At 67.7% G+C, this 25,846-nt stretch carries 24 protein-coding genes; 18 read left to right on the top strand and 6 right to left on the bottom strand.

Annotated features, from left to right (window positions below; genetic code table 11):
* Window positions 1–12 precede the first annotated feature (12 nt).
* Window positions 13–813 carry a hydrolase gene (locus tag G1H11_RS04660; protein WP_163816502.1) on the bottom strand — a complete coding sequence of 267 codons (801 nt, stop codon included), beginning with the start codon at window positions 811–813 and terminating at the stop codon, window positions 13–15.
* A gap of 187 nt (window positions 814–1,000) precedes the next feature.
* Here G1H11_RS04660 and G1H11_RS04665 point away from each other — a divergent pair, with 187 nt between their 5' ends.
* The 7 genes from G1H11_RS04665 to G1H11_RS04695 all read left to right on the top strand — a co-directional run bounded on the left by G1H11_RS04665 (window position 1,001) and on the right by G1H11_RS04695 (window position 7,596).
* Window positions 1,001–1,792 (top strand): tryptophan 2,3-dioxygenase, encoded by a 792-nt coding sequence (locus G1H11_RS04665; RefSeq protein WP_163816503.1) that lies wholly within the window; start codon window positions 1,001–1,003, stop codon window positions 1,790–1,792.
* A complete protein-coding gene (locus G1H11_RS04670; RefSeq protein WP_163816505.1) occupies window positions 1,789–2,970 on the top strand; it encodes an aminotransferase class V-fold PLP-dependent enzyme in 1,182 nt (393 codons plus the stop codon). The genes G1H11_RS04665 and G1H11_RS04670 overlap by 4 nt, the downstream gene beginning before the upstream one ends.
* A gap of 73 nt (window positions 2,971–3,043) precedes the next feature.
* Entirely contained in the window at window positions 3,044–4,180 is a 1,137-nt protein-coding gene (locus G1H11_RS04675; RefSeq protein WP_216843450.1) for an iron-containing alcohol dehydrogenase, read from the top strand.
* A gap of 73 nt (window positions 4,181–4,253) precedes the next feature.
* On the top strand, window positions 4,254–5,012 hold the full coding sequence (locus tag G1H11_RS04680) for an N-acetyltransferase (protein ID WP_163816506.1): 759 nt from the start codon (window positions 4,254–4,256) through the stop codon (window positions 5,010–5,012).
* 264 nt (window positions 5,013–5,276) lie between these two features.
* Complete coding sequence (locus tag G1H11_RS04685) at window positions 5,277–6,227, top strand: TIGR03621 family F420-dependent LLM class oxidoreductase (protein ID WP_163816508.1); 951 nt, start codon at window positions 5,277–5,279, stop codon at window positions 6,225–6,227.
* Window positions 6,228–6,351: 124 nt separating this feature from the next.
* Window positions 6,352–6,972, top strand: a complete 621-nt coding sequence (locus tag G1H11_RS04690) for a ClpP family protease (RefSeq protein ID WP_163816510.1) — start codon at window positions 6,352–6,354, stop codon at window positions 6,970–6,972.
* Window positions 6,973–6,975: 3 nt separating this feature from the next.
* Window positions 6,976–7,596 (top strand): ClpP family protease, encoded by a 621-nt coding sequence (locus tag G1H11_RS04695; RefSeq protein ID WP_163816512.1) that lies wholly within the window; start codon window positions 6,976–6,978, stop codon window positions 7,594–7,596.
* A gap of 10 nt (window positions 7,597–7,606) precedes the next feature.
* Here G1H11_RS04695 and G1H11_RS04700 read toward each other — a convergent pair whose 3' ends face one another.
* The 3 genes from G1H11_RS04700 to G1H11_RS04710 form a co-directional block, all read right to left on the bottom strand.
* On the bottom strand, window positions 7,607–8,008 hold the full coding sequence (locus tag G1H11_RS04700) for a helix-turn-helix domain-containing protein (protein ID WP_163816514.1): 402 nt from the start codon (window positions 8,006–8,008) through the stop codon (window positions 7,607–7,609).
* A 201-nt stretch (window positions 8,009–8,209) separates the two neighbouring features.
* Window positions 8,210–9,064, bottom strand: a complete 855-nt coding sequence (locus G1H11_RS04705; protein WP_216843451.1) for a DUF1206 domain-containing protein — start codon at window positions 9,062–9,064, stop codon at window positions 8,210–8,212.
* A gap of 22 nt (window positions 9,065–9,086) precedes the next feature.
* The gene (locus G1H11_RS04710) at window positions 9,087–10,688 is read right to left on the bottom strand and encodes an alkaline phosphatase D family protein (RefSeq protein ID WP_163816516.1); all 1,602 of its coding nucleotides are present in this window, start codon (window positions 10,686–10,688) and stop codon (window positions 9,087–9,089) included.
* Between the two features lie 145 nt (window positions 10,689–10,833).
* Here G1H11_RS04710 and G1H11_RS04715 point away from each other — a divergent pair, with 145 nt between their 5' ends.
* The 8 genes from G1H11_RS04715 to G1H11_RS04750 all read left to right on the top strand — a co-directional run bounded on the left by G1H11_RS04715 (window position 10,834) and on the right by G1H11_RS04750 (window position 21,553).
* On the top strand, window positions 10,834–11,871 hold the full coding sequence (locus tag G1H11_RS04715; RefSeq protein WP_163816518.1) for a LacI family DNA-binding transcriptional regulator: 1,038 nt from the start codon (window positions 10,834–10,836) through the stop codon (window positions 11,869–11,871).
* A 103-nt stretch (window positions 11,872–11,974) separates the two neighbouring features.
* On the top strand, window positions 11,975–14,023 hold the full coding sequence (locus tag G1H11_RS04720; RefSeq protein ID WP_163816520.1) for a beta-galactosidase: 2,049 nt from the start codon (window positions 11,975–11,977) through the stop codon (window positions 14,021–14,023).
* Window positions 14,024–14,089: 66 nt separating this feature from the next.
* Entirely contained in the window at window positions 14,090–15,415 is a 1,326-nt protein-coding gene (locus tag G1H11_RS04725; RefSeq protein WP_163816522.1) for an ABC transporter substrate-binding protein, read from the top strand.
* A complete protein-coding gene (locus G1H11_RS04730; protein ID WP_163816524.1) occupies window positions 15,412–16,356 on the top strand; it encodes a carbohydrate ABC transporter permease in 945 nt (314 codons plus the stop codon). Before G1H11_RS04725 ends, G1H11_RS04730 begins: the two co-directional genes overlap by 4 nt.
* Entirely contained in the window at window positions 16,353–17,303 is a 951-nt protein-coding gene (locus G1H11_RS04735) for a carbohydrate ABC transporter permease (RefSeq protein ID WP_163816526.1), read from the top strand. The genes G1H11_RS04730 and G1H11_RS04735 overlap by 4 nt, the downstream gene beginning before the upstream one ends.
* Window positions 17,304–17,308: 5 nt before the next feature.
* Window positions 17,309–19,699: a glycosyl hydrolase family 95 catalytic domain-containing protein gene (locus G1H11_RS04740; RefSeq protein WP_163816528.1), complete on the top strand. Its 2,391-nt coding sequence runs from the start codon at window positions 17,309–17,311 to the stop codon at window positions 19,697–19,699.
* A 70-nt stretch (window positions 19,700–19,769) separates the two neighbouring features.
* Window positions 19,770–21,209 (top strand): GH1 family beta-glucosidase, encoded by a 1,440-nt coding sequence (locus G1H11_RS04745; protein ID WP_163816530.1) that lies wholly within the window; start codon window positions 19,770–19,772, stop codon window positions 21,207–21,209.
* 140 nt (window positions 21,210–21,349) lie between these two features.
* Window positions 21,350–21,553 carry a hypothetical protein gene (locus G1H11_RS04750; protein ID WP_163816532.1) on the top strand — a complete coding sequence of 68 codons (204 nt, stop codon included), beginning with the start codon at window positions 21,350–21,352 and terminating at the stop codon, window positions 21,551–21,553.
* A gap of 228 nt (window positions 21,554–21,781) precedes the next feature.
* On the opposite strand, the gene G1H11_RS04755 is transcribed toward G1H11_RS04750, so the two are convergent.
* Window positions 21,782–22,429, bottom strand: a complete 648-nt coding sequence (locus G1H11_RS04755) for a winged helix-turn-helix transcriptional regulator (protein WP_163816534.1) — start codon at window positions 22,427–22,429, stop codon at window positions 21,782–21,784.
* A 71-nt stretch (window positions 22,430–22,500) separates the two neighbouring features.
* Between G1H11_RS04755 and G1H11_RS04760 the strand changes: the two genes are divergently transcribed.
* From G1H11_RS04760 to G1H11_RS04770, 3 genes are all read left to right on the top strand, one after another.
* The gene (locus G1H11_RS04760) at window positions 22,501–23,304 is read left to right on the top strand and encodes an alpha/beta fold hydrolase (protein WP_163816536.1); all 804 of its coding nucleotides are present in this window, start codon (window positions 22,501–22,503) and stop codon (window positions 23,302–23,304) included.
* A 168-nt stretch (window positions 23,305–23,472) separates the two neighbouring features.
* Window positions 23,473–24,144, top strand: coding sequence for a HEAT repeat domain-containing protein (locus tag G1H11_RS04765; RefSeq protein ID WP_163816537.1), 672 nt, complete (start codon window positions 23,473–23,475; stop codon window positions 24,142–24,144).
* 4 nt (window positions 24,145–24,148) lie between these two features.
* The gene (locus G1H11_RS04770) at window positions 24,149–25,150 is read left to right on the top strand and encodes a HEAT repeat domain-containing protein (protein WP_163816539.1); all 1,002 of its coding nucleotides are present in this window, start codon (window positions 24,149–24,151) and stop codon (window positions 25,148–25,150) included.
* A gap of 162 nt (window positions 25,151–25,312) precedes the next feature.
* On the opposite strand, the gene G1H11_RS04775 is transcribed toward G1H11_RS04770, so the two are convergent.
* The gene (locus tag G1H11_RS04775) at window positions 25,313–25,762 is read right to left on the bottom strand and encodes a winged helix-turn-helix transcriptional regulator (RefSeq protein ID WP_216843452.1); all 450 of its coding nucleotides are present in this window, start codon (window positions 25,760–25,762) and stop codon (window positions 25,313–25,315) included.
* Window positions 25,763–25,846: the final 84 nt, after the last annotated feature.

A 25,846-nucleotide genomic window follows, 5' to 3' on the forward strand; every position in this document is an offset into this window, starting at 1 on the left:
CCCTAATGGCGCTCAGGTGAGGTGGTCGAAGTCACCGCGCACCCAGGCGACGTGACGCTCTGCCGAGCGCTGAACGGCCTCGTCTGCGCCGGCCAGGATCGCGTTGTCGAAATTGCTCCAGATCTGCTCGTAGCGCAGCGGCTCGACCTGCGCGGCGATGCGAGCGACGACGCCGGCCGACAACGGCAGCCGGTTGGGGTAGCTGCGCTGGAAGCTGGTGGTCACACGATCGGGGTTGACCATGATGGTGTCACCGGCCAGCAGAACGCCACCGTCACCGGACCAATGCGCCACCGCGCTTCCCGGGAAATGGCCGCCCACCTGATGCAGCACCAGCCCGCCAGTCACCTCGTGGCGGCCCGACCACAACGTGACCGCATCGTCGCGGCGCCCCAGCCAGGCCGCATCCGCCTCGTTGACGAGGATCGGGACACCACCGAGCGCCCGCGACCACTCAACCTGAACGCCGTACATGTGCGGATGGCTCGCCGCGATCGCGAGAATCGGACCTTGCGCACGCAACCAGGTCACCGCGCCGTCGTCGAGGTAGCCGACCGGGTCCCAGAGGAGACTGCCCTGGGGCGTGCGCAACATGAGCATCTGCTGCCCGATGCCGACACCGGGCGCGCGCAGCCCCCACAACGAGGGCGTCCGTTCCTTCACGGTGACCGCGATGCCCTCGCCACGCAGCTCGTCGATGTTGGTCCACACCTGCCCACCCGCCGGGACATACTGGCGCTCGTCGGCACAGATGGGACAGACCTCGGGAGCCGGCTCGTCGTACTCGACCGCACATGTTCGACAGATGATCAACGCGCGTCTCCGTTCACGTCGGGCCGACCCGGACGCCCAGGCGGCTCGCCCATTGCCAAGGCCACGGCAGTGTACGCCCGGGTGCGGTGCCCACCGCGAACCAGCCCGCGTGACATCATCGGGCTGGTATGTGCATGGCGAATCCTTCCGCCAGGGGCGCCCGCGAGAATGAGGTGGTGAACACGCTATGACCGAACCGCATGCTTCCGTGACCTACGCGTCGTACCTGGCGCTGGACGACGTTCTCAACGCCCAGCATCCGCGCTCGGACGAGCACGACGAGATGCTGTTCATCGTCATCCATCAGGTGTACGAACTCTGGTTCAAGCAGATGTTGCACGAGCTCGATCGCCTGCGGGAGGAGCTGGAGGCCGGCGCCACCGCGCATGCGGTGCGGACCCTGCGGCGAGTGCTCACCATTCTCAAGGTCGTGGTGGCCCAGATCGACGTGCTGGAGACCATGACACCGAGCCAGTTCACCAGCTTCCGGGACCGGCTCGCGGCCTCCAGCGGTTTCCAGTCCGCGCAGTTCCGCGAACTCGAGGCGATCCTGGGCCGCCGCGACCCCCGCGTCTTTCAGCACTATCCCGAGGACACGCCGGAACGCCGGCGTATCGAGGGGCGGATGGGCGAGCCGGCACTGTTCGACGCGTTCCTGCGCTACCTTGCCCAGCACGGATACACGATCCCTCCGGAGGCCGCGGAACGCGACGTGAGCATGCCTGTGGAACCGTCCACCGCTGTTCAGGAGCTGCTTCTTCAGGTCTACCGCGACGATGCCGGACCGGCCACCGTCTGCGAGCACCTGGTCGACCTGGACGAGGGCGTGCAGGAGTGGCGGTACCGGCACGTCAAGATGGTGCAACGCACCATCGGTGACAAGACGGGGACAGGTGGCTCGTCCGGGGCGGCCTACCTGCGGACCACCGTCGCCAGCGAGGCCTTCCCCGACCTGTGGCGTGTCCGGAGCCGGCTGTGATCGCCCTGGACCAGCTGCGCTCCAGTCCCAACGCTCTGGCGTCCCATTACTCTCGTTTCCGCGTCTCGGAGCGGTTGCTCCTCACCGGGCACTCGCATCAGGCCTGGCCGGATGTTGCCGTGGAGGGACAGCTGGAAGCGCTCGACGATGCCGCCCGCCATGTCGACGCCAAGTGGGACCGCGCGGCGGCCAAGGCGGAGGAGGTAGCCGCTGGTTTCCGGACGTGGCTCGGCGACCCGGGTGCGGAGATAGCGCTCGGCGCGAGCACGCACGAGCTTGTAGTGCGCTTCCTTTCTGCTCTCGACCTGCGCCGCCGTCCACGACTGGTGACCACCGACGGCGAGTTCCACTCGGTGCGCCGTCAGCTTGCGCGGCTCGGCGAAGAGGACATCGAGGTGGTGCGGATCGCGGCGGAACCGGTCGGCACGCTCGCCGCCCGCCTCGCCGAGGAGGTGGACGCGGGCACCAGCGCTGTCCTGGTGTCGATGGTGCTCTTCGAGACCTCCCGTATCGTGCCGGGACTGGACGAACTCGCCACGGCATGCGCAGACGACGACGTTGAACTGCTCGTGGACGCCTACCACGCGCTGGGCGTCGTTCCCGTCTCGCTCCCGGCCATGGGGTTGTCCGATGCCTGGGTGGTCGGCGGCGGCTACAAATACTTGCAGCTCGGCGAAGGCAACTGTTTCCTGCGGATTCCGCAGCACGCCGATCGGTTCCGGCCCGTGGTGACGGGGTGGTACGCCGAATTCGGCGAGCTGGCCGACGAGCCAGACCCTCGGCGAGTGTCGTATCCAACCGGCGCCGGACGGTTCGCCGGCTCAACTTACGACCCCACCAGCCATTACCGTGCTGCCCGCGTCTTTCGTTCCCACGACGAGCTGGGGCTGACACCCACCCTCCTGCACGAGGTATCCAGGCATCAGGTCGGCGTGCTCATGCACGCCTTCGATGAGCTCGGCTTTCCGGAGGACGTGATCACCCGTGACCGGTCCGTCACCCGCGAGGCGTTCGCGGGCTTTATGGCGCTGCGTTGTGCCGACGCGCAGGACAGGAAGGACGCGCTCGCCGCGCGCGGGGTGCTCACCGACAGCCGTGGGCCCTATCTGCGGTTCGGTCCCGCGCCATACCTGTCTGATGACCAGCTTCGGGAGGCGGTGGCCGCGCTGGCGGTCTAGGCGGCTTCACCTGGCGACCTAGTACGGTCCCTCACAGGCCCGCGATCAAGGCCCGCGAATAAAAGGAGGCGCAGTGACAGTGTCGGTGATCAATTACCTGACGACGGTCCGGTTCGGCGAAGGATCTACCGCCGAGATCGGCGACGACCTGCGGGAACTCGGTATCTCCCGTGCCTTCGTGATCACCGACCGCGGCGTCGAGCATGCCGGATTGGTCGAGCGTGCACTCGTCAACGTCGCCCGCGACCTGATCGCCGACATCTACACCGATACGCCGTCCAATCCGACCGAGCAGGCCGCGGAAGCCGCACTCACGCGCTTCCGAGCCAGCGGGGCGGACGGGATCATCGCCATCGGCGGCGGCTCGCCAATCGATCTGGCGAAGGCCGTCGCGCTCATGGCCACGCACGACGGGCCATTTGAGCGTTTCGCGGCGAGGCTGGGTGGCATCCCGCTGATCAGCGCAGCCGTCGCACCGGTCATCGCGGTCCCGACGACCGCCGGGACCGGCAGCGAAGTAGGACGTGCGGCCCTGGTGACTCTCCAGGACGGACGCAAGCTCGGGTTCATCTCACCGCATCTGATCCCCAAGCGCGCGATCTGCGATCCCGAGCTGACGTACGGGCTGCCTCCTCTGCTGACCGCGGCCACCGGCATCGACGCGATCAGCCACTGCGTCGAGACCTACCTGAGCCCGCGCGACAATCCGCCCGCTGAGGCCATCGCACTCGACGGCCTACGCCGGGCGGTCACGCATATCGAGACCGCTGTCGCGGAACCCGAGCACATCACCGCGCGCCGGGAGATGATGATGGCGGCGTTGCAGGGCGGGCTGACCTTCCAGAAGGGCCTCGGGGCCATCCATGCCATCTCGCATCCGGCCGGTGGCCTGGACCAGCCTGCATTGCACCACGGCATGCTCAACGCCGTGCTCATGCCACATGTCCTGCGGTTCAACGAGAGCGCGGCACCGGCGAAATACGACGCCCTGCGCAATGCCTTGGAGCTGCCGCCCGACGGCGACGTCGCCGGGTACTTCGACCAGCTCAACGTGACTCTTGAACTTCCGCGCTCGCTGTCCGCGATGGGGCTGCCCCGGGAGGCGATCCCACAGGTCGTCGAGGGTGCGCTCAATGACCATTCGGCAGCGACGAATCCCCGCACCCTCACCCGTGACCATGTCGAAGACCTAGTGAAGGCGGCGTACTGACACCCGGCGCCCTGGTTCCGATGGAATCTTCCATGCGTTTCTTGACCGGCGAGCGGCGTGTGACAATCCGGGCATGAACGCCGAACTCGTCATCGAGTCCTTGGACCGGCGGCCGGAGCTCGCGCCCATGTTGTGGAAGCTCAGCGACGTCTGGCCGCCATTCATGACTCGCGACCCGGTGTCCGACTTCTACTACGAGACCGTGGAGCGCGATCATCCGGAGCACACTCTGATCGCGTTCGACCCGGCGAAGCCGGACGTCCCGGTGGCGCGTGCATTCACCGTGCCGTTCGAATTCGGCACCGCCGAGCGGTCGTCGCTGCCCGACGGTGGCTGGGACACCGTGATCCGCTGGGCAGCGCTGGACCGGAGCATGGGCCGGCCGCGGACGCATGTGTCCGCCCTGGAGATCGCCATCAGCCTCGACCGCCGAGGCGAAGGGCTGGCCGCGGTCATGCTCCAGGCGATGCGTGAGAACGTTCGGCGTCTTGGCTTCACCGAGCTCGTCGCACCGGTCCGGCCGAGCGGCAAGTCGCAGGAAGCGCAGACCCCGATGAGCGAGTACGCCTTCCGTACCCGGGATGACGGGCTCCCCGAGGACCCGTGGCTGCGCGTCCACGTACGGGCCGGCGGCGAGCTCGTGCGTGTCTGTCCTCGCTCCATGGTGGTCGGCGGGTCGCTGGCCGAGTGGCGGGAGTGGACCGGGCTGCCGTTCGATCGCACCGGAGACGTCGTCGTACCAGGGGCGCTGGTTCCGGCGCACTGCAGCGTCGAGCACGACCACGCCGTCTACGTCGAGCCCAACGTCTGGGTCCGCCACCGGCTGGGCTGAGCCGCGGAGCCCCTGAGGGCTCCTGGGCTACCTCCCTTTGCAATGCGCACATAGGCGCAACGGCACGTCTGTGCAGGGGACGGCGAGCGGTTCGCCGCACGACGGGTGCGGCGCGCGACCGCGCAAGACGGTGCGTATGTGTGCGCATTGCAAAGGGGGTCGCGTCCAGATCCCCCGCCGGCCGACATCGGGGCGGACGCCGGTGAACGTGATGTCCGTTTCCCGCCAGCGAACGCCGTCCACGGGATGCCACGCTCTGGATTCATGCAGCCATTTCGATTCGGTGTTATCGGCGAGACCGTCCGCACACCGGCCGACCTCACCGATCGTGCCCGCCGAGCCGAGGACCTCGGATACTCAACGTTGCTGCTGCGCGATCACTTCGTCGAGGAGCCGTTCGGCCATCAACTCGCCCCGCTGATCGCGCTCACAGCCGCGGCGAGTGTCACCACCACGCTGCGCGTCGGCACTCAGGTGCTGGCCAACGACTACCGGCATCCGGTCATGCTGGCCAAGGAGGCGGCCACGTTGGACCTGCTCTCCGGCGGGCGGCTCGAGCTGGGCATCGGCGCCGGTTGGCTGCGAGACGAATACGCGTCCGCCGGCATGGCGTTCGATGCCGCGGGTGAACGGGTGGGCCGCCTCGAAGAGTCCATCCAACTCCTGAAAAGCCTCTTCGGCACCACACCCACGCACTACGCAGGCGAGCACTACACGGTCGCCGGACTCGACACGTTCCCCGCGCCCGTGCAGCGTCCGCATCCGCCACTGATGATCGGCGCCGGCAGCAAGCGCATGCTCCGGCTCGCCGGCCGGGAGGCCGACATCGTCGGTGTTCTGTCCAAGGCGCTGCCGGACGGCACGATCTCCGGCGACGTCGCCGAACGCCGGCCGGACACGATGGCTCAGAAGGTGGCATGGATCCGTGAAGGTGCGGGCGACCGGGCTGAGCAGGTCGAACTGAGCATGATGATCTCCCCCGTCATCGCGGACGATGTCCGCGAATCCGCCTCTCGCTTCGCCGACGCCCGGGGCTGGGACGCGCTGGCCGCCGACGAGGTGCTCGCGATGCCGTCGGTGTTCATCGGACCGGCCGAGCGGATCATGGACCTCATACGCCAGCGCAGAGAGGAGTACGGATTCTCCTACTACGTCGTCTCGGACCGGGCCATGGACGCCTTCGCGCCGGTCGTCGCCAAGCTTTCAGGTGACTGATCGGCGTTCCGCCACCGCTCCTCTGCTACGAGCAGATTCTTTTGGATCACTCCATCCGGGCGCATCACCATCGACAGTGACGCCGAGATCGCGGCGCCACCAGGTTCGAATCCGGGGAGAGATCATGCCCGTTACCCCTGCCGACACCGCCCGGACAGCCGGGACACTCGACGACCAACTCGCCACGCGTCTCCTCCATCAGCGCATCATCGTTCTCGGAACGGAGGTCGACGACCAGGTGGCGAACCGACTGTGCGCCCAAATGCTGCTCCTGTCAGCCGAGGACGCCCGCGGCGACATCAGCCTCTACATCAACTCTCCCGGTGGCTCGGTCAGCGCTGGTCTAGCCATCTACGACACGATGCGCCTGATTCCCAACGACGTCAGCACGCTGGCGATGGGGCTAGCCGCGAGTATGGGCCAGTTTCTTCTGTGCGCCGGGACCGCCGGGAAGAGGTTCATCCTGCCGCACGCACAGGTCCTGATGCATCAGGGCTCAGCCGGGTTCGGCGGCACGGCAGCGGATGTCGAGATCTACGCCGAGCAGCTGGAGCGGACCAGCGCGCTGATGACCCGGCTGACCGCGGAACACACCGGCCGGCCGGAGGAGGTGATCGAGCGGGACAGCCAGCGAGATCGCTGGTTCACCGCCGGAGAGGCTCGCGACTACGGCTTCGTCGATCACATCGTCGAACGAGTCGACGACGTCCGGCCGACCGCGTCCGCGCAGATGGTGGGGTTGTGAGCGATGAGCCAGTACACGATTCCCACAGTCGTCGAGAAGACCTCGACCGGCGAGCGCGCCTACGACATCTACTCCCGCCTCCTCTCCGAACGCATCGTCTTTCTCGGCACCGAGATCGACGACGGCGTGGCCAACGTGGTGATGGCCCAGCTGCTCCACCTCGAATCGGCCAGCCCGGACCTAGAAATCGGGCTCTACATCAACTCGCCGGGTGGCTCGTTCAGCGCCCTGACCGCGATCTACGACACGATGCAGTTCATCCGGCCGGACGTGGCCACCTTCTGCATGGGTCAGGCGTCGTCCGCGGCGGCGGTCCTCCTCGCCGCAGGCGCTCCGGGCAAGCGATCGGTACTCCGGCACGCGAAGGTCATGCTGCACCAGCCCTCGAGCCAGGCGCGCGGGACTCTGCCCGACCTGGCCGTCCAGGCCAAGGAGGTGAGCCGGGTCCGGGCCGAGATGGACGAGATCCTCAGCCGGCATACCGGCCACTCGCCGGAGAAGATCCGGGCTGACACCGACCGGAACAAGACGTTCGGCGCTCAGGAAGCCGTCGACTACGGCCTCGCAGATCAAGTGATCACGAGCCGCACGCCGACGCCTGCCGACCAGTTCAGCGGGTGGTGATCGCACGTCTTCAGGCGGCGAGCAACTGCACGTCGCCCGAAGCGTGCGCAGACGACGACACACCCCGGGCGGGCGGCGACGCACGGCGCGAACGGAAGCTGCCCAGCTCGATGACGGCAGTACGGCGCCCCTGGCCACCGGCCAGATTGTGAGTGACCTCGGCCAGCACGTCGGACAGATCGAGCCGCAGCGCGTCACAGATCGCGGCCAAGACCTCGGACGACGCTTCCTTGCGTCCGCGCTCCACCTCGGACAGATACGGCATCGAGACCTTCGCCGCCCGGGCGACGTCACCGAGCGTCCGCCCTTGCTTTTGGCGATTCCGGCGCAGCACATCCCCGAGCAGTGTCCGCAGCAACGGCCGTTCGGGCTGCTTCCGGCCACGTGGACCGATGGTGACCGGGTCTGGCATCGCCGTCTTCCCTCCTGGCCTACACGCAGCCGCTCAGCTGCGGCAGGTCATCTCACCGTAGACGATGACTCAGCCAAGCAGGGAGGCGATTTCGCCGCCGGCGTAAGAACGATGTGTGTTGGATCGGACGAGCGCCGCACCCGGCTCCGGTGATCATCTGAGCACAACGGCCCCCGCGGCGGGACGGAAGCACCAGAGCCACTACTTCTGGTAGACCGCCCGGCCGAAGCAGTAGAAGCCGAACGCGGCGATGCCCACGGCGATGATCGTGAGCAACCAGGGCCCGGATGGCTGCTCCTGCAGGGACTTCAGCGCTTCGTCCAGGCCGCCGGCGTCGTCGGAGTCGTGCTTTACGGCGGCGACGATGAACAGCACACCCACCAGTGCGATGGCGACACCCTTGGCCGGGAATCCGACCACGCCCAGTGCGACGATCGCCGTGCCGCTCACGCCGTCCGAGGCGTTCGCGTGGAGGTCGTCGAGGAACGAGCGGGTGAGGCCTTTGTAGACGTGGTAGACCCCGACGGCGACGATCGCCAGGCCCAGAGCTCCGACGATGAGCCGGCCGCCGGGCAGGCCGAGTAGCGTCTGCGTGGCGTTCTCTTCCTGCTGCCCGCTACCGGACCCGCCCGCGCCACCACCGACGGCGAAGCGAAGGGCCAGGAAGGCGAGCGCGGCGAACACCACCGCCTTGCCTGCGTTCTTCGCCGTGGTGATGAGGCTCCGGCTCCCGTCGGAGTCACGGGAGTTCAGGGCGAGCTCGGCGACGCACCACAGGGCCAGGGCAACAAAACCCACGGCACTGATCCACAGAACGGCCTTGCCGAATTCGCTGTCCGCGAGCGCGGCCATCGCTCCCGACTGGTCGGCCTGGCCGTTGCCTCCCCAGGCGAGCTGGAACGCGAGCACGCCCACCTGCAGATGGAGAAGGCCGTAGACCACGAACCCGGCCCGGGCGAGCCGATCGAGCGAATCGCTGCGGGCGGCGCGGCGAGCCGCCGACTTCGCCGAGATCATCTCCATGCCGACCGCCGTAGTCTCGCCACCGAGGATCACGTTCCATCTGAAGAATAGACCCTCAGGTCAATCGGTGCTCTGCCACCGCTTCCAGCCGTTCACCGGGAGCGCCGCCGGTTCGGGTGCATTCGAATCGCACGCTGGCACCTTCCGGGCCGAGATCGAGCGTGCTGATGACGTTCTGGAGCCACGGGCCGGACTCGAAGCCCCATTGCAAGGCCGTCCGTGGTGCCCCTGCCGCTCGCGCCGCCAGCCGGCCGACGTACTCACCCGGTCGCGACACGAGGGCACGTACACCCCCGATCAAGGTGCCGTGGAGGTCATGGCAGAGCGGCGAGGACACGAGCTGATGCGTGGGCGTGCGGGGAGCAGTCCCATCCGGCCACGATCGGACCCGCGCGTCGTAGGAGAAGTGCACGTCGCCGGAGAGCACGATGACTCCTTCGCGGTCCTGATCACCGGCCGTGCGCAGCAGCTGAAGGATGCGGGTGAACGATTCGGGGAACGTGATCCAGTGATTGAACTGACCGGCCTGCCGGACTTCCTCGCCGATGCGTGCGCCCACCCGGCCCCATCGTCCGGCACAGGCCGCGGCGACCAGCTGCTCAAGGCCGTGCACAGCTGAGGGCAGCAGCACCGGCAGCGACGTACCGACCAGCAGATACGGTGCGGGAGCGTTCACCTGGCTCTCCAGCAGCTCCCACTCGTCGTCGTCGAGCATGTGACGCTGGCCCCCGGCCAGCACCCGGCCGTCCCGGGAATCGAGGATGACCAGCCGTGCCGGTCCGAGCTCACGGGCGTAGCTCCATCGAGCGCCTTTCGTCCCGTGTGCGCCGTGGGTGGCACGCGTGTCGAAGATGTCGAAAGCCACGCTTTCGTCGCCGTGGCGCAGGGCGGCGAAGGCGGCGTCGGCGTCCCGCTCCTCCGGAAGGAAGTTCCCCAGGTGCTGGTAGATCCAATACGCGGCCAGGCCGTTGGTCACCCGTTCGCGCCACCACGGCTTCGCCTGGTGTTCCTCCAGCCACGGCTCCGAGGTGTTCCAGTTGTCGATGATCTCGTGATCATCGAAGATCATCAACGTCGGCACACAGGACAGTAGCCACCTCACCGCGGGATCGCTCCACGCCTCGCGGTAGAGCACCGCGAACTCCGCGAACGTATGGGTCTGCGTCCCGACGGGTCCGTCATCGGTACGGCGACGGCGAATGAACCTGCGCGTCGCCGGCGCGCCCTCGTCGGCATACACCTGATCGCCCAGCAGCACGAGCACATCCGGTAGCGCCTCATGGCCCTCGCTCGCGCACCGCCACGCGAACTCACGTAGCGCGTCGATCCGATCGGCGTCGCCGTCCTCCTCGGGCAGGATGGTCCGGCAGGAACCGAACGCCAGACGCAGCCGATCACTCGGTAACGCCCGCAGGACACTGGGCGGGAAGCCGTCGCCGGCCGGCCACACCTGCTTGCCGTCGAGCTCGACCGTATATGTCGCGGCCGGCCCGAGCCCTTCGACAGCGACGAAAGCGTAGTGGTGTCCGCGCAGCGTGACCGTCCGAGCGCTGTGCGGGCCGATCCGCACCTCACACGGCGCGTCTGTCTCCACGAACACCGCCGCGCGGTCTCGATGCGCAGCGCGCACGATCGGCCCGAGCAGCAATCGCACCATTGGCGAAGTGTATGGACGTTGAGCCCAAGACGTCGAGCACCAGTGCAGGGCATGGAGACAGATGGTTGCGTCGGCACCGCTTTCTGGCGTATGTTCCATCGCGATTAGCGAAACGCTTCGACGGCGTACGGCGATGGGACCCGGCATGGCATCGATACATGAGGTGGCGAAGGCCGCCGGCGTATCGATCAGCACCGTCTCGTACGCCCTCAGCGGCAAGCGCCCCGTCGGTGAATCGACCCGTGCTCGGGTGGCCGAAGCGGCCCGCCGGCTCGGCTATCAACCCAACGCCGGCGCCCGCATGCTCGCCGGCCGGCGCACCCAGTTACTGGCGTTGACGGCGCCATTGCATGCTGAGACGTCCGCCCCCGCCCACATGGCTTTCGTCCTGGCCGTGGCCACTGCGGCTCGCCGCTACGACTACGACGTCGTCCTGCTCACCGAGGACGAGGCGAGCGGCGGATTGAGCCGGGTCACGTCGAGCAAGCTGGTGGACGGGATCGTCGTCCTCGACGTCGCGGTCAACGATCAGCGTCTCGACCTGATCCGCGAGCTCGGCATTCCCTCCGTCCTCGTCGGAGTGCCGGCCGACACGGCCGGTCTGGTCTGCGTCGATCTCGATTTCGAGACCGCGGCGCGGCTCGCGGTGGACCAGCTGGCCAACCAGGGGCATCGGTCGATCGCACTGCTCGGCGATCCACACGGCATCTACCAGCGCGGCTCCAACTTCCAGCAGCGCTTCCGGGACGCCTTCAGCACACGCGTGGCCGAACGTCACCTCGACTACACCTTCGTCGAGTCCTCGCAGAACCCTGTGGAGCTGCGCACGTCGATCGACTCGTTACTCAGCGTGGTTCCGCGGCCGACAGGCTTGGTCATGCAGTGCGCGGAGCCGAGTCAGCGGGCAGCGCTGGAGCACTTGGCCGGCCGCGGGCTACGAATACCGGCCGATCTGTCGGTCATCTCGGCCACCTCCACGTTCGATACCTCCCAACTCTCACCACCTCTCGACGTGATCCCGCTGATTCCCGAGGAGTCGTCGGGTCGCGCGATCGAACTGCTCATGGCCGCGCTGGAAGGCCCGCTGGACCCAATGGTCGAGTTGATTCCGCCGCGCTACGTCGTGCGTGACTCCGTCGCCGGCCCGCCCACCGGCACCGACCCTGTGACCGTCAACCACTGATTCGACCACGATGCTGCGAGAAGAGACATGCCGTTGATCGAAGCGCTTCGATTCACGCCGCTGGCCAGCGCGTTCACCCACCGGGACAATGCGGCGGTGCGCGATGCCCGATGAGCGAAGTGCGGACCGGTTACAGCCCTGGCGGGACCGCCTCGCATATGGGGGTGACTACAACCCCGAGCAGTGGCCGGAGGAGGTCTGGGCCGAAGACGTCCGCCTGATGCGGGTGGCCGGCGTGAACACCGCGACCATCGGCGTCTTCTCCTGGTCGATGCTGGAGCCGGCCGAGGGCGTCTACGAGTTCGGCTGGCTCGATCGCGTGATGGACCACCTGGACGAACACGGAATCCGGGTGATCCTCGCGACCCCGACTGCTTCGCCGCCACCGTGGTTCACCCTCGCCCACCCGGAAGCCCTGCCGGTCACCTCCACCGGGGTCCGCTTGATCCACGGCAGCCGTGACACCTACAACCCGGCCGCTCCGGCATACCGCGAGGCCGCCCGGCGGATCACCCGGTCTCTCGCCCAGAGGTACGCCGGCCATCCGGCGTTGGCGATGTGGCATATCCACAACGAGTACGGGACCGTCTCCTACGGCCCGGTGACGGACGAGGCGTTCCGATTTTGGTTGCGGGACCGGTACGCGACTCTGGAATCGCTCAATGAGAGGTGGAACACCGCGTTCTGGTCGCAGCGCTACGGCAGCTGGGAGGAGATCTTCACTCCGCAGGCCACGCAGTACCTGCCGAACCCGGCTCACGTCCTGGACTTCAAGCGGTTCAGCTCCGACCTGCTCACGACGTGCCTCGACGACCAGGTGGCCATCCTGCGCGAGGCGACCCCGGACGTCCCAGTCACCACCAACTTCATGCTCCCCACGTGGAACCATTACGACCCGTGGGCCTTCGCCCGGCGAATCGACCAGGTTTCGATCGACCACTACCTGGACGACCACGGACCGGCCGGCGATGTGCACGTGGCGTTCGGATCGGACCTAGCTCGCAGCTTCAACGAGGGACAGCCGTGGCTGCTCATGGAGCAGGCCACGAGCCTGATCTACGACTACGCCGGCGGGCGGATGCGGGTGAAGGAACCCGGCCGGATGCGGCGCAACACACTGCAGTATCTCGCCCGGGGAGCCACCGGCTCGCTCTTCTTCCAGTGGCGTTCTCCACTGGTGGGCGCGGAGTTCTTCCACTCGGCCATGGTCCCGCACGCAGGTGAGGACACCCGTGTCTTCCGGGAGGTCACCGAGCTTGGCGCCGACCTCTCCCGGCTGGCCGAACTGGCCGAGCCACCGGCGCGCGGTCCGGTGAACGATCACCGAGTCGCCATCGTCTGGCATCCGGATGTCTGGTGGGCTGCCGAGACCCGGGCGATGCCCTCCTCCGATGTCGGCTTTCTCGACGCCGTCCGCCGGGCACACACCGCGCTGTGGAACCTCGGGCTCAATGCCGACGTCGTGAATCCCGACGGCGACCTGTCCCGCTACGATCTGGTCCTCGTTCCCAGCATGCTCGCCGTCGCCGACGCGCAGGCAGCCGCGTTCGAGGCTTACGTCCGGTCCGGCGGCCAGCTCGTCGTCTGGCACTTCGCCGGGAGCACCGACGAACACCTGCGGGTCCGCCGCGGTGGGTACAGCGGCGCGTTCGCGCCCGTGCTCGGCGTCCGGGTCGAAGAGCACGTTCCGCTCGGCTCCGGCGAGACCGTGATCCTGGACGACGGCAGCGTCGCCGGTGCCTGGACCGAGCTGGTCCATCTGGCGGGGGCCGAGTCGATCACCGGATATGGCGCGGGTGCTCATCCGGTCATCCCGCCGGGGTCGCCCGCCATCACCCGGCACCGATACGGCGCCGGAGCAGCGCACTACCTGTCGACCAGGCTGGCGGCCGACGCGCTCGAGCGGCACCTCGACCGCATCCGCCAGGAGGCCGGCGTCACCAAGGTCCACGACATGGCCGGGCGCGGCCTGGAGGTGGTCCGCCGGCACGCGGGCGAGCGGAGCTACCTCTTCGCACTGAACCACACACCCGTGCCGATCTCGCCCGCGTTCAGCGGCACCGATGTGCTGACCGGCCGGAATATCCAGGGCCCGGTGGAGATCCCGCCGGGCGGTGTCGTCGTCGTGCGCGAGGGCGACACCAGCATCTGACCGCGCGGGGCACCGCCTCGCACCGAGCCACCTCCGGGTGGAGCACCAGAAAGGAGTGCCGATTCGATGGCACGCACGACAAGGCGCAGGCTCGGAACCATGCTCGCCGTCGCGACCGCACCGGCGTTGTTGCTCGCCGCCTGCGGCAGCGACGAATCCAGCAACGACGACTCCGCTAGCGACAACTCCGGAACCGCGGCCGACGACGGGCCCGTGACGATCTCGTTCTGGGGCTGGGTTCCCGGGCTGGAAGAGGCCGTGGCGCAATGGAACGACGAGAACCCCGACATCCGCGTCGACTTCTTCCGGATGACCGGGGACGACGGCGACCGGATCCCGGCTGCCATCGACAACGGCACTGCCCCGGACGTCGTCCAGATGTCCGTCCACTCGCTCCCCGGCCACATCGTCAACAACCGGCTCACCGACCTCACCGAGATCGCGGGAGACTGGGAAGACCGGTTCACGCCCAGTTCGTGGGGCTCGGTGGTCTTCGACGGCACGCTGTACGCGATCCCGCAGGACTCGGGACCCAGCGGCCTGATGTATCGCACGGACATCTTCGACGAGCACGGGATCGACGTGCCGGAAACATGGGACGACTACATCGAGGCCGGCCGGGCGCTCAAGGACGCCGATCCTGATCTCACCATCGCGCAGTTCTCTCCGAACGAGACGGGCTTCTGGATTCAGAGCGTGTGGCAGAACGGCGGCACGTGGAACGGCATCGACGGCGACGCCTGGACGGTGAACGTCGCCGACCAGGAAAGTCTCGAGGTCGCGGAGATCTGGCAGACCCTGCTCGACGAGGAGCTCGTCACCGTGGTGGAGATGTGGACACCGGAGTTCTGGGCGGAGGTCAACAACGGCACGATCGCGACCATCCACTACGCGGCCTGGTTCCCGGTCCTGCTCGAGGAGAGCGCCGAGTCGACCGCGGGTAACTGGGCGGTCGCGCCGAGCCCGACCTTCGACGGAACGGACACCGCCGGCGATACCGGTGGCAGCGTCAACGTCATCCCCACCGGCACCGAGCACGTCGAGCAGGCCGCTGCCTTCATCGAATGGCTGAACACCAGCGACGACGGCCTGGAGCACCTGATCAACGGCGGCATCTTCCCGTCGGCCGTGGCGGGGCTGGAGCACGAGGCGCTGATGCGCGAGGAGGAGTTCTTCGGCGGCCAGGTGATCAACGAGGTCTTCGCCGAGGCCGCGCTCAAGGTCCCGGCCACCTGGGTCGACGGGCCGACCTTCGAGCTGACCCAGAATGCCCTCAAGGACGAGTTCGCCCAGGTGGCGAACGGCCGGAAGACGTTCGCCGAGGCGCTCGAGGACCTGCGCGAGCGATCCGTCGCCGACCTCACGGGCATGGGTCTGAGCGTCCGCGAATGAGTATCGGCACCTTCGCCGGGCCAGTGCGATCCCACCGCCGTGCATTGCACAGCGGCGGGGTCCGCTGGGCGCCCTACGTCTTCCTCGCGCCGTTTGTGGTGCTGTTCCTGGTCTTCCTGGTCGCCCCCATCGTCACCGCGCTCTACACGAGCCTTTTCTCGGTCGAGCGGAGTGGCCTGGGCTTCGGCAACGCGAACGAGAGCGTCTTCGTCGGGTTCGACAACTATGTCCGGGCGTTCTCCGACTCCGGGTTCATCTCCAGCTTCGGCCGGGTGCTGCTGTTCGGCATCGTCCAGGTTCCGGTCATGCTCACGCTGGCGATCGTGCTCGCGCTGCTCTTCGACTCGGCGACCGTGCGCTGGAAGCGCTTCTTCCAGCTGAGCGTGTTCATCCCGTACGCCGTCCCCGCGGTGGTCGCCACGCTGCTTTGGGGTTTCCTCTACCAGCCGCGCGTCAGCCCGATCGTCGAGCTGCTGCAGACACTGGGAGTCCAGGCCGACTTCCTCGCGCCGGGCACCGTCCTCTGGGCGATCGCCAACGTCAGCATCTGGTCGGTGACCGGAGTCAACATGATCATCATCTTCGCCGCGCTGCAGACCGTGCCGCGCGATGTCTACGAGGCGGCGCGGATCGACGGAGCCGGCGAATTCCGGATGGCGCTGCGGATCAAGCTGCCCATGGTGCTCCCGGCCGTCTTCCTGACGACACTGTTCTCCATTATCGGGACGCTGCAGCTGTTCAACGAACCGATGACGCTCAGGTCGATCACGTCCAACGTCACCGGCGACTTCACCCCGAACATGGCGGTGTTCTCGGCCACCACACTCGGCGGCGACATCAACCTCGGCTCGGCGATGGCCATCATGCTCGGCCTGGTGACGTTCGCCCTGTCGATCGTGGTCTCGGTCGCCTCCAACCGCAGGAAGGGGGGTTCCCGATGAGCCGTCTGAACACCTCGAGCGAGGTGGCGGCCGGCACGAGCCGCTCCGCTGACGGCCGCCAGGTGCTTTCCGGGTCCCGGCGCCCCAGGGTCCACGCCGAAGGCGAACGGCCCAGCGTCCGGGCACGTCTGCTCGGCTGGATCTTCATGATCGCCGTAGCCCTGTACTTCCTGGCCCCGGTGTACTGGCTGATCGTCGCCTCGACGAAGTCGACCGGAGACCTGTTCTCGACGCCCGGCTTCTGGTTCGCCGACTTCAACCTGTGGCAGAACCTGGTGGACCTGACGCAGCGCGACAACGGCATCTTCTGGCGCTGGATGCTGAACTCGCTGATCTACTCCGGCCTCGGCAGCGCGCTGATGACCTTCATCAGCGTCATCTCCGGATACGCCTTGGCGATGTACCGGTTCCGTGGCCGCGGAGTGGTCCTGGCCGCCGTCATCGGCAGCATGCTCGTCCCGCAGACCGTGCTGGCGCAGCCGACCTACACATTGCTGGTCAACATCGGCCTCAACAACACCATGCTCGGCGTCCTGCTGCCCAGCCTGGTCTACCCGTTCGGCGTGATGCTGGGATTCATCTACGCGCAGACCAGCGTTCCCCCGGAGCTGCTGGAAGCTGCCCGGATGGACGGCGCGAGCGAGTGGCGGGCGTTCTTCTCCATCGCGCTGAAACTCCTGAGCCCGGGCTCGGTCACCATCCTGCTCTTCGCCTTCATCGGCAGCTGGAACAACTTCATGCTGCCGCTGCTGGTCCTCAGCGACCAGCGGCTGCAGCCGGTCACGGTAGGCCTGTCGGGCTGGAGTCAGGCTGCCATCACCGTTCCGGGGCTGCAGACCCTGGTGATCATCGGAGCGTTGGTGTCCATCATCCCGATCATCGTCGTCTTCGTGTCCCTGCAGCGGTACTGGCGCTCCGGACTGGCCGCCGGCGGGCTGAAGGTCTGAGCCGGATGCGAACCATCCGATACCGGCGGGCCTCCGAGGACTGGCTCGACGGGCTCCCGCTCGGCAACGGCCGGACCGGCGCCATGGTCGTCACCGGTGACGACGGCGTCCGCCTGCAGCTCAACGACGGCACCGCGTGGTCCGGCTCACCCGCGAGCGAGCACCGGCGCGGCCAGGCCGATGCGGTGGACGCGGCCGCCGCCCGCGCGGAGGCACGACGGCTGTTCGACTCCGGGCAGGCCGTCGCGGCCGAGGTCGCGCTCCAGACGCTGCAGGCCAGGTACGCGCAGGCCTATCTCCCGCTCGCCGACGTCCAGATCCGGCACGCCCCTTCGGTCGAGGTCGAGCGGATGCTCGACCTCGAGGACGCCGTCCACACCGCGACCGCCGGCGCGGTCCGGCACGAAACGTTCGTCAGCACACCCGACGGTGTGCTCGTCCACCAGTTCGTCTCGCCGAAGCCGACGGACGTCACCGTCGTCGCCACCAGCCCGCTCCGACCCCTCGCACACGGCTGGGACGGTCACCGGCTTCAGCTCCTGCTCGCTCTCCCCGCCGACGTGGCGCCGGGACACGAGCCGTTCGAGCCGGCGATCCGCTGGCACGTGGACGGCGTCGTTCCCGTTCAGGCGGCTGTGGTCGCGGGAGTCGTCCATGACGGGGTGGTGGAGGTGGCTGACGCTGCCGAGGGTGGCCCGGTGGAGAACCGCCGGGTCCGCGTCCGGTTCAGCAGCGTTCGGCGGCTGCGTCTCGTCCTGGCCACAGCGACGACGTTCACCGCCGTCGGACGCGAGCCGCACCTCGACGTGCAGGCTGCGGCGGAACAGGCCGGTAGCGTCGTCACCGCCGCCCTCGCGTGCGACGCCGGCACGCTCCGGGCACGCCATGTGGCCGCCCACCGGGAGCTGTTCGACCGGGTCGGGCTCCGGCTGGGCCCGCAGGATGATCCGGCCGCGGAGATCGTCGACCCCGATCAGCGGGTCGCCGCCCTGGCCGCCGGATCGGGCGCTGATGCCACCGCCGATCCTCCGCTGCTGGAGACGCTCTTCGACTACGGCCGATACCTGCTGATCAGCTCGTCGCGACCGGGCGGGCTGCCTGCGACGTTGCAGGGGTTGTGGAACGAGCAGATGCAGCCGCCGTGGTCGTCGGCCTACACGCTGAACATCAACACCGAGATGAACTACTGGGCGGCAGGGCCGTTGGGCTTGCCGGAGACCGAAGACCCGCTGCTCGAGCTGGTCGAGGCGCTGGCCGAGAACGGTGAGAGCACCGCGGCCCGCCTGTACGGAGCACGCGGCTGGACGGCACACCACAACACCGACGCCTGGGTGTTCACCTCGCCGACGTCAGGCGACGCGGCCTGGTCGCAGTGGCCGATGGGGGGAGCCTGGCTCGTCTGCCAGCTGGACCGGCGGCGCCGGTTCGGTGCCGCGGACGCCCAGTGGCTACGCCGCATCTGGCCATTGGCCCGCGGTGCCGCGGCCTTCGTGCTCGATCTCCTCGAGCCGGACGACGACGGACACCTGGTCAGCTTCCCGTCGACCTCGCCGGAGAACCACTACGCGACCCCCGGCGGACCGGCTGCGATCACGGTCGGCAGCGGCATGGATCGTGCGCTCGCGGCGGAGCTCTTCTCCATCGTCGTCGCCCTCTCCGAGGATTCAGGCCAGGACGGGGACCCGGTCGCGGCCGAAGCCCGGCAGGCGCGAGCGCGGCTGCGCCCGCCGGTGATCGACCCGGACGGCACGCTCCGGGAGTGGCACGCCGGTGCCCAGCAGGCCGAACCGGAGCATCGACACCTCTCTCACCTGGTCTTCGCCTACCCCGGCACGGCGGAACTGGACGACGAGCTCGCGGCTGCGGTCGGCCGGACACTGGATGCGCGGGGCGACGACTCGACGGGGTGGTCCCTGGCGTGGAAACTGGCGCTGCGCGCGCGGCTGCGCGAGCCCGCCCGGTTCGCGTCGCTGCTGCGCTATCTGATCCGCCCCGTGACCGGCCAAGCCGCGCATGCCGGAGGGCTGTACCCCAACCTGTTCGCCGCCCACCCTCCGTTCCAGATCGACGGCAACCTCGGCTACACAGCGGCCGTGTGCGAGGCGCTCGTGCAGGGACACCGCGGCCACATCGACCTGCTGCCCGGCTGGCCGGAGGACCTGGGCGACGGCTCGGTCCGCGGCTTGATCGCCGAGCCGGGCATCACCGTGGGATTCGACTGGCGAGACGGCATACCGGTCACCGTGACGTTGCGGGCCTTGTCAGCTCGGCAGGCCGGGCCGCGCGTGGTACGCCACCGTGGCACCAGCCGAAACATCGAGATACCGGAGAACCGCCATGTCACCGTCGAATGGTCTTCGGCCGGCGTGCACACTTGCAAGCAAGGCGACCGTTGACCACCGAACCATCGCAGCCACCGAGAGCACGGCTCTCCCGATACCTCACCGCAGAACTGGAGATCACCGCATGAGCACCGGAAACGCCGACTACCGCGACTCCGGACTCGTCTTCCCGGACGAGTTCGTCTTTGGTTCCGCGACCGCGTCCTACCAGGTGGAAGGCGCCTTCGACGAGGACGGCCGGGGCCCCTCGATCTGGGACACGTTCAGCAAGACTCCAGGCAACGTCTGGAACGGCGACACCGGCGACGTCGCCGTGGATCACTACCATCGTCTGGACGAGGATCTGGATCTCATGCAGCGCCTTGGCCTGCAGTCCTACCGTTTCTCCATCGCCTGGCCTCGAATCCAGCCTCCCGGTTCGGGACCGGTGAACCCCAAGGGCGTCGACTTCTACTCCCGCCTCGTCGACGGGCTGCTGGAACGCGGCATCGCACCGATCGCCACCCTGTACCACTGGGACCTCCCCCAGCCCCTGGAGGACGCCGGCGGGTGGCCGGCCCGGGATACCGCGTACCGGTTCGCCGAGTACGCCCGGCACGCCGGCGAAGCACTCGGTGACCGGGTCCACGTCTGGACGACGCTGAACGAGCCGTGGTGCTCGGCCTACCTCGGCTACGGCTCGGGCGCGCACGCCCCGGGCCGGATCGACGGCGCCGACTCCCTGCGGGCGGTACACCACCTCAACCTGGGACATGGACTCGCTATTCAGCAGCTGCGTGATGTCGTGACCAAAGACGACGCGCAGTTCTCGGTCACCCTCAACTTCCACGTCCTTCGTGGCGTCGACGACACGGCGGACGAGGCGAAGCGACGTATCGACGGCCTCGCCAATCGAGCCTTCACCTGGCCGATGCTGCGCGGCGAGTACCCGGCGGACCTGCTTCAGGACACGTCCTCGGTCACCGACTGGTCGTTCGTGCAGGACGGCGACCTGGCCGCCATCCACCAGCCGATCGACCTGCTCGGCGTCAATTACTACTCCACCGCCACCGTCCGCGTGTGGGACGGCATCTCACCGCGGCAGAACAACGACGGCCACAAGGACATGGGCGGCTCGGCCTGGCCCGGCGCGGACGACATCGAGTTCCTGGCGCAGCCGGGTCCCCACACCGCCATGGGCTGGAACATCGCGCCGGAAGGCCTCGAAGAGCTCCTGGTCTCACTCTCCGGGCAGTTCCCCGGCCTGCCGCTGATGGTCACCGAGAACGGCGCGGCGTTCGACGACGTCGTCGAGGACGGAGCCGTGCACGACGCCGACCGGACCGACTATCTGCGGCGTCACTTCACCGCGGCGCGCCGGGCCCTGCAGCGCGGCGTCGATCTGCGGGGATATCAGGTGTGGTCGCTCTTCGACAACTATGAGTGGGGCTACGGCTACTCCAAGCGGTTCGGCATCGTCCGCGTGGACTACGACACGTTGGAGCGTCTGATGAAGGACAGCGCCCATTGGTACGCCGAGCTCATCAAGACACGCACCATCCCCGACGTGCCGGGCCTCGGCTGACGGAGAATCCCTTGCGTCCTGCAGAGCGTGGCCTGCTGCGCTCGCCCTGCAGGACGCAAGGCTTCGCAACCGTTCCAGGGGCGAGAGAGCCGGCTGTTTGATCTTCACTCCGGCGGGTAACCACGTCCCGGGAGGCACTTATGCGAATCGCAAGCGTAATCGTCCTCGTCTGGTTACTCATCGGCGTTCTCGCCACCTGGCAACGGGGCTACTTCGGGGGTGAGGACAACCCCGACTGTGCGAGAGTCGGCACCATCGCGGTCACGGTTATCGCCGGGCCACTCAACTATGTCGGGGTGAATCCCAAGGTCGAGGAGTGCGACCTTCCCGAACCGTCGGAATAGCCCTACGGTCAAGCCTAACTCGGCTGGGCGGTTGCCCGGGTCTGGTTGCTTCAGCCGGTTTGTCAAGGCATGAACGATGACTTCTGTCCGCCACCAGCGCCACGAGGAAAGCGTTGCGGCCTCGCGAGCAACCGTCACCGGCCCGTCGGGGGCCACGCCCGCCTCGCCAGCTGAGGAGTGGCGCAGCGCCGCCGCGTACCGCTAGACCCCAGGGCGAGCTGTCTAGTCCTAGCTGCCGCGGTGGTCGTCGAATGCGCCGAGGAAGCGTTTAAGGAGCTCATTGTCGCCTTCGACCTGGGCGTCACCGCCTTTGACGGCGTCATCAAGGGCGCCCTTGCCGAACACCAGATCTTGGACCGTGCGGACGGCGCAGGTGAGGACGGCATCGGCGACAGCCTCACCCCGGACGGCGTCCAGACTCCCGTCTTGGACGGTGAGAAGGAACGCGTCAGCAGGCAGCCGAAGCTGCACAGTGCCATGCAGGCCGGCTGCCGCGTCCGGGTCAAAGGTGGTTCGCAGCGCTACCACCAGTGCGTCCGGGCTGAGTTCCGTGGCCGATCCGGCACCAGGGGGCAGGGGACTGCCCCAGCGCCCAAGCGCGAGCAGGACGGGCTCGAGCGCTCGGCCTCGGCCGGTCAGCTCATAAACCAGCCCGGTGGCGGGCGGTAGGGCGCGCCGTCTGGTCAGGACGCCGGTCTCCTCCATCTCGCGCAGACGCTGGGTCAGTACGTTCTGGCTCATGTCGGGCAGCCCGCGATGCAGATCGGCAAACCGTTTCGGCCCGAACAGCAGTTCCCGGACGACGAGCAGCGCCCACCGCTCGCCGACGACGTCCAGAGCACGGGCGATGCCGCACAAGTCGTGGTAGCTACGCATCCACTCATCATACTTCCCATGAAGGACTAGTTGCTCCTATATTAGGAGTAACCTACTAAGAGGGAGCAACCATGCCGCACGTGACTTCCGCCGACGGCACGACCCTCGGCTTCGACTGCCTCAGCGGCGAAGGACCCACGCTGGTGCTGGTCAGCGGTGGCCTGGACGACGGCACCGAGAACGTCCCGCTCGGCCGGTGGCTGGCGGACGTCTTCTCCGTGGTGACATACCGACGTCGAGGCCGTGGCGACAGCGGTGACACGGCGCCGTATGCGGTGCAGCGAGAGATAGAGGACCTCGCCGCCGTCATCGATGAGACTGGAGGCCGGGCACACGTGTTCGGCGCTTCCTCCGGCGGCGCGCTCGCGCTGCAAGCGGCCGGCGCGGGGCTGCCCATCGACCGGATCGCCGTCCACGAGGTTCCCTACTTGCTGGACGACGACCTCGTCGCAGCTTGGAAGGCCTACACCGTCGACCTCACTACAGCGCTCGAAGCCGGCGACCGTCACGAAGCGCTGCGGCTGTTCATGCGGATGGCTGGATCCTCCGAGGAAGACATCGCGAGCGCCGAGGCCACGCCTTACTGGCCGGCCCTGATCTCCCTGGCGCCGACGTTGCGCTACGACGCGGCCTGTCTCGGCGACGGCCCACCACCCGCAGTCCGGCTCGCGGTGGTGACCCAGCCCGTGCTGCTGACCACTGGAGCGACAATCGATCCACACTCCGCCGGACTGTCCGTCGACTTCTTCGGAAAGGCCGCCGACGCTGCCGCCGCCTGTCTGCCCAGCGGGCGGCGGGCCACGATCGAGGTCGCCGGACACGTCCCCGACCCCGCGCTGCTCGGGCCCATGCTGACCGACTTCTTCAAGGGCTGAATCGACGACGACGCCCGCCTGCGGCTCCATCGGCGACGCCGCACCGACATGAACTTGTGACACGTCAGCACATCAGGTACGGCAAGCGTCCCGGCCTGACGTCTCACTTAAGGGCTTGACCTTGTCACTGTGACAGGGTTTTGAATCACGGGTGGAGGTGGTTCAGAAGTGATCCAGAAAGATGACGACCAGGTCGTGTCGCGGTTGAAGACGGCGCTCGGGGCTGCGGAGCCGTCGGTACGGCTGCAGGCGGCGCTGACCGCCGGCATGCATCCCGCACCCGAGTACATCGAGGTCCTGGTGGAACGGTGCGGGATCGAGCCGGACTTCTATGTGCGCGACATGTTGACCTGGGCGCTCACGCGGCACGACCCAGATGCCACCGTCGGTCGGCTGCTGGTCGAGCTCGAGTCGGAGTCGCCGCAGGCCCGAAGTCAGGCTCTCCATACGCTGTCGAAGATCGGTGACCGGCGCACGTGGCCCGCGATCACATCGGACCTCCTGCAGGATAAGAACGACGAGGTCGCACGCGCAGCGTGGCGTACCGCGACGGGACTCGTCCCGGACGGTGGTGAAGCTAGTCTTGCTGAGGTGCTGTCGACACAGTTCAACCGGGGAGACCGCGAGGTCCAACTAAGTCTCAGCCGCGCCTTCGTCGCACTTGGCACAGCGGCGTCGTCCGTTGTCGAGCGAGCGATAGCCGATCGTGACGACGGTGTGCGCACACACGCCATCGCCACCGAGCACCTGATGCAGGACCCTGAGGCTGAGTTCGATGCCGCGATGGCCGACGCACGCCGGATCATCGCGCTCCTTGGCGCACCGGTCATCACGGAGTGACACGATGCTGATCGGCGAAGTCTCTGAACGGTCCGGCATCAGCACTCGCATGCTGCGCCACTACGACCGGCTGGGACTGGTGTCGCCAAGCGTGCGCACACCGAGCCAGTACCGGGAGTACTCGGAGCAGGACGTCCGTCGCCTGTTCCATGTGGAGGGACTCCGCTCGCTCGGGCTCAGCTTGCAGGAGATCGCGGACGTACTCGCGGACCTCTCGTTCAGCCCAGCATCCATGGTTGATCAGCTCATCACCCGCACCCGAGATCGGCTCGCCCGCGAGGAGGAGTTACTCGGCCGACTTGACCAGGTGCAAGCAAGCCAGCCCAGTGCATGGTCCGACGTGCTGCACATCATCGGACTGATGCGCGGACTCGACGCCAACGACCCTTCGGCGCGTCAACGCTTCGCCCTGTCACTCGCAGGCGAGGGGAATCACGACGCCGTCCCCCTCGCCGAAGCGGCGCTGAACGAGACCGATCCCAATGTGGCCGGCGCGCTTTACTGGGCGCTGGCCCGGATCGGCAATCGCGCGCTCCCGGTCCTGGCGGAGGCTCTGAACTCGCCCATCGCCGGGCGGAGACATCGCGCACTGGCCGCGCTCGAGAAGATCAGCTCACCAGAGGCTTCTGCCGCCCTGGCCGAGGCGTTCCGTCATCCCGATCCGCTGGTGCGCAGACGAGCCGTACTCGCGCGCGGCACCCGCGGTCAGGCCGATGTCATCCCCGCCCTCGTCACCTTGGTCGTCGAGGGTCGCGACGATGTCGAAGCCGCAGACGTACTTGGGTTGCTCGCTTGCCATCACGGCTGCGCAGACCAGATCACCACAACGATCGCCGACGAGCTGGCTGGCGCCACGGGCAGAGCTCGCCAACGCCTCACGTCCGCGCTCGCGGAGATCCCTGGTGCGCAGGCGCAGACGACCTTGACCATGCTGGCAGACGACCCGGATCGCAACGTCGCCTTGACCGCGTCGTTCGTGCTCAAAGCACGGCATCACGACGACTGACCTCGTCCTCACGTTCGCGGAACGGTCAACGAGTGCGGGCGAGACATCAAGGCAGAAGACGTCGTCGTACCCGCTGCGCTCGTAGTCTGTGTTAGCCGACCAATCGGCGACGAGCTCGCCTGGCGACGGAACCATCGCTACCGAAAGATCCCGCGAGGTCGGTCAGCCGGCGTACTCGACCCGCGTGGTCTCGCTCGTCAGAGGTGTCCCGTCGACGGCCATGGGCATGAATCCCGGCACGGGAGAGCCGCTGTCATCGACTAGCACTGAGTGCTCTTCACCGGGCTTGAAGGCATGACGCTCACCCCACTGCCGCAACGTGACGATGACGGGGAAGAGGTCTTTGCCCGAGTCGGTGAGCTCATACAGCTTGCGCTTGCCGGAGGGCGCTTCAACCTGGGTGAACACGCCGTGAGCGATGAGCTTGCGGAGCCGGTCGGTGAGGATGTTGCGCGCGATGCCGGTCCGGTGCTGAAACTCTGTGAACGAACGGGCGCCATCCATCGCGTCGCGGACGACGAGCAGGCTCCACCGGTCGCCAACCAGGTCGGCCGCGCGAGCGACCGGGCAGTGCGGGTCCGTCCACGCCGTGCTCGCAGTTACGGTGTTCACCGCCACCTCCAATGAGTTGCAGTTTGAAACTATTCTGCCCTAAGGTCCAACGAGTAGCAAAGTGCTACTAAATGAGGAGGTGGG

Source organism: Phytoactinopolyspora alkaliphila, from assembly GCF_010550695.1.
Taxonomy (GTDB): domain Bacteria; phylum Actinomycetota; class Actinomycetes; order Jiangellales; family Jiangellaceae; genus Phytoactinopolyspora; species Phytoactinopolyspora alkaliphila.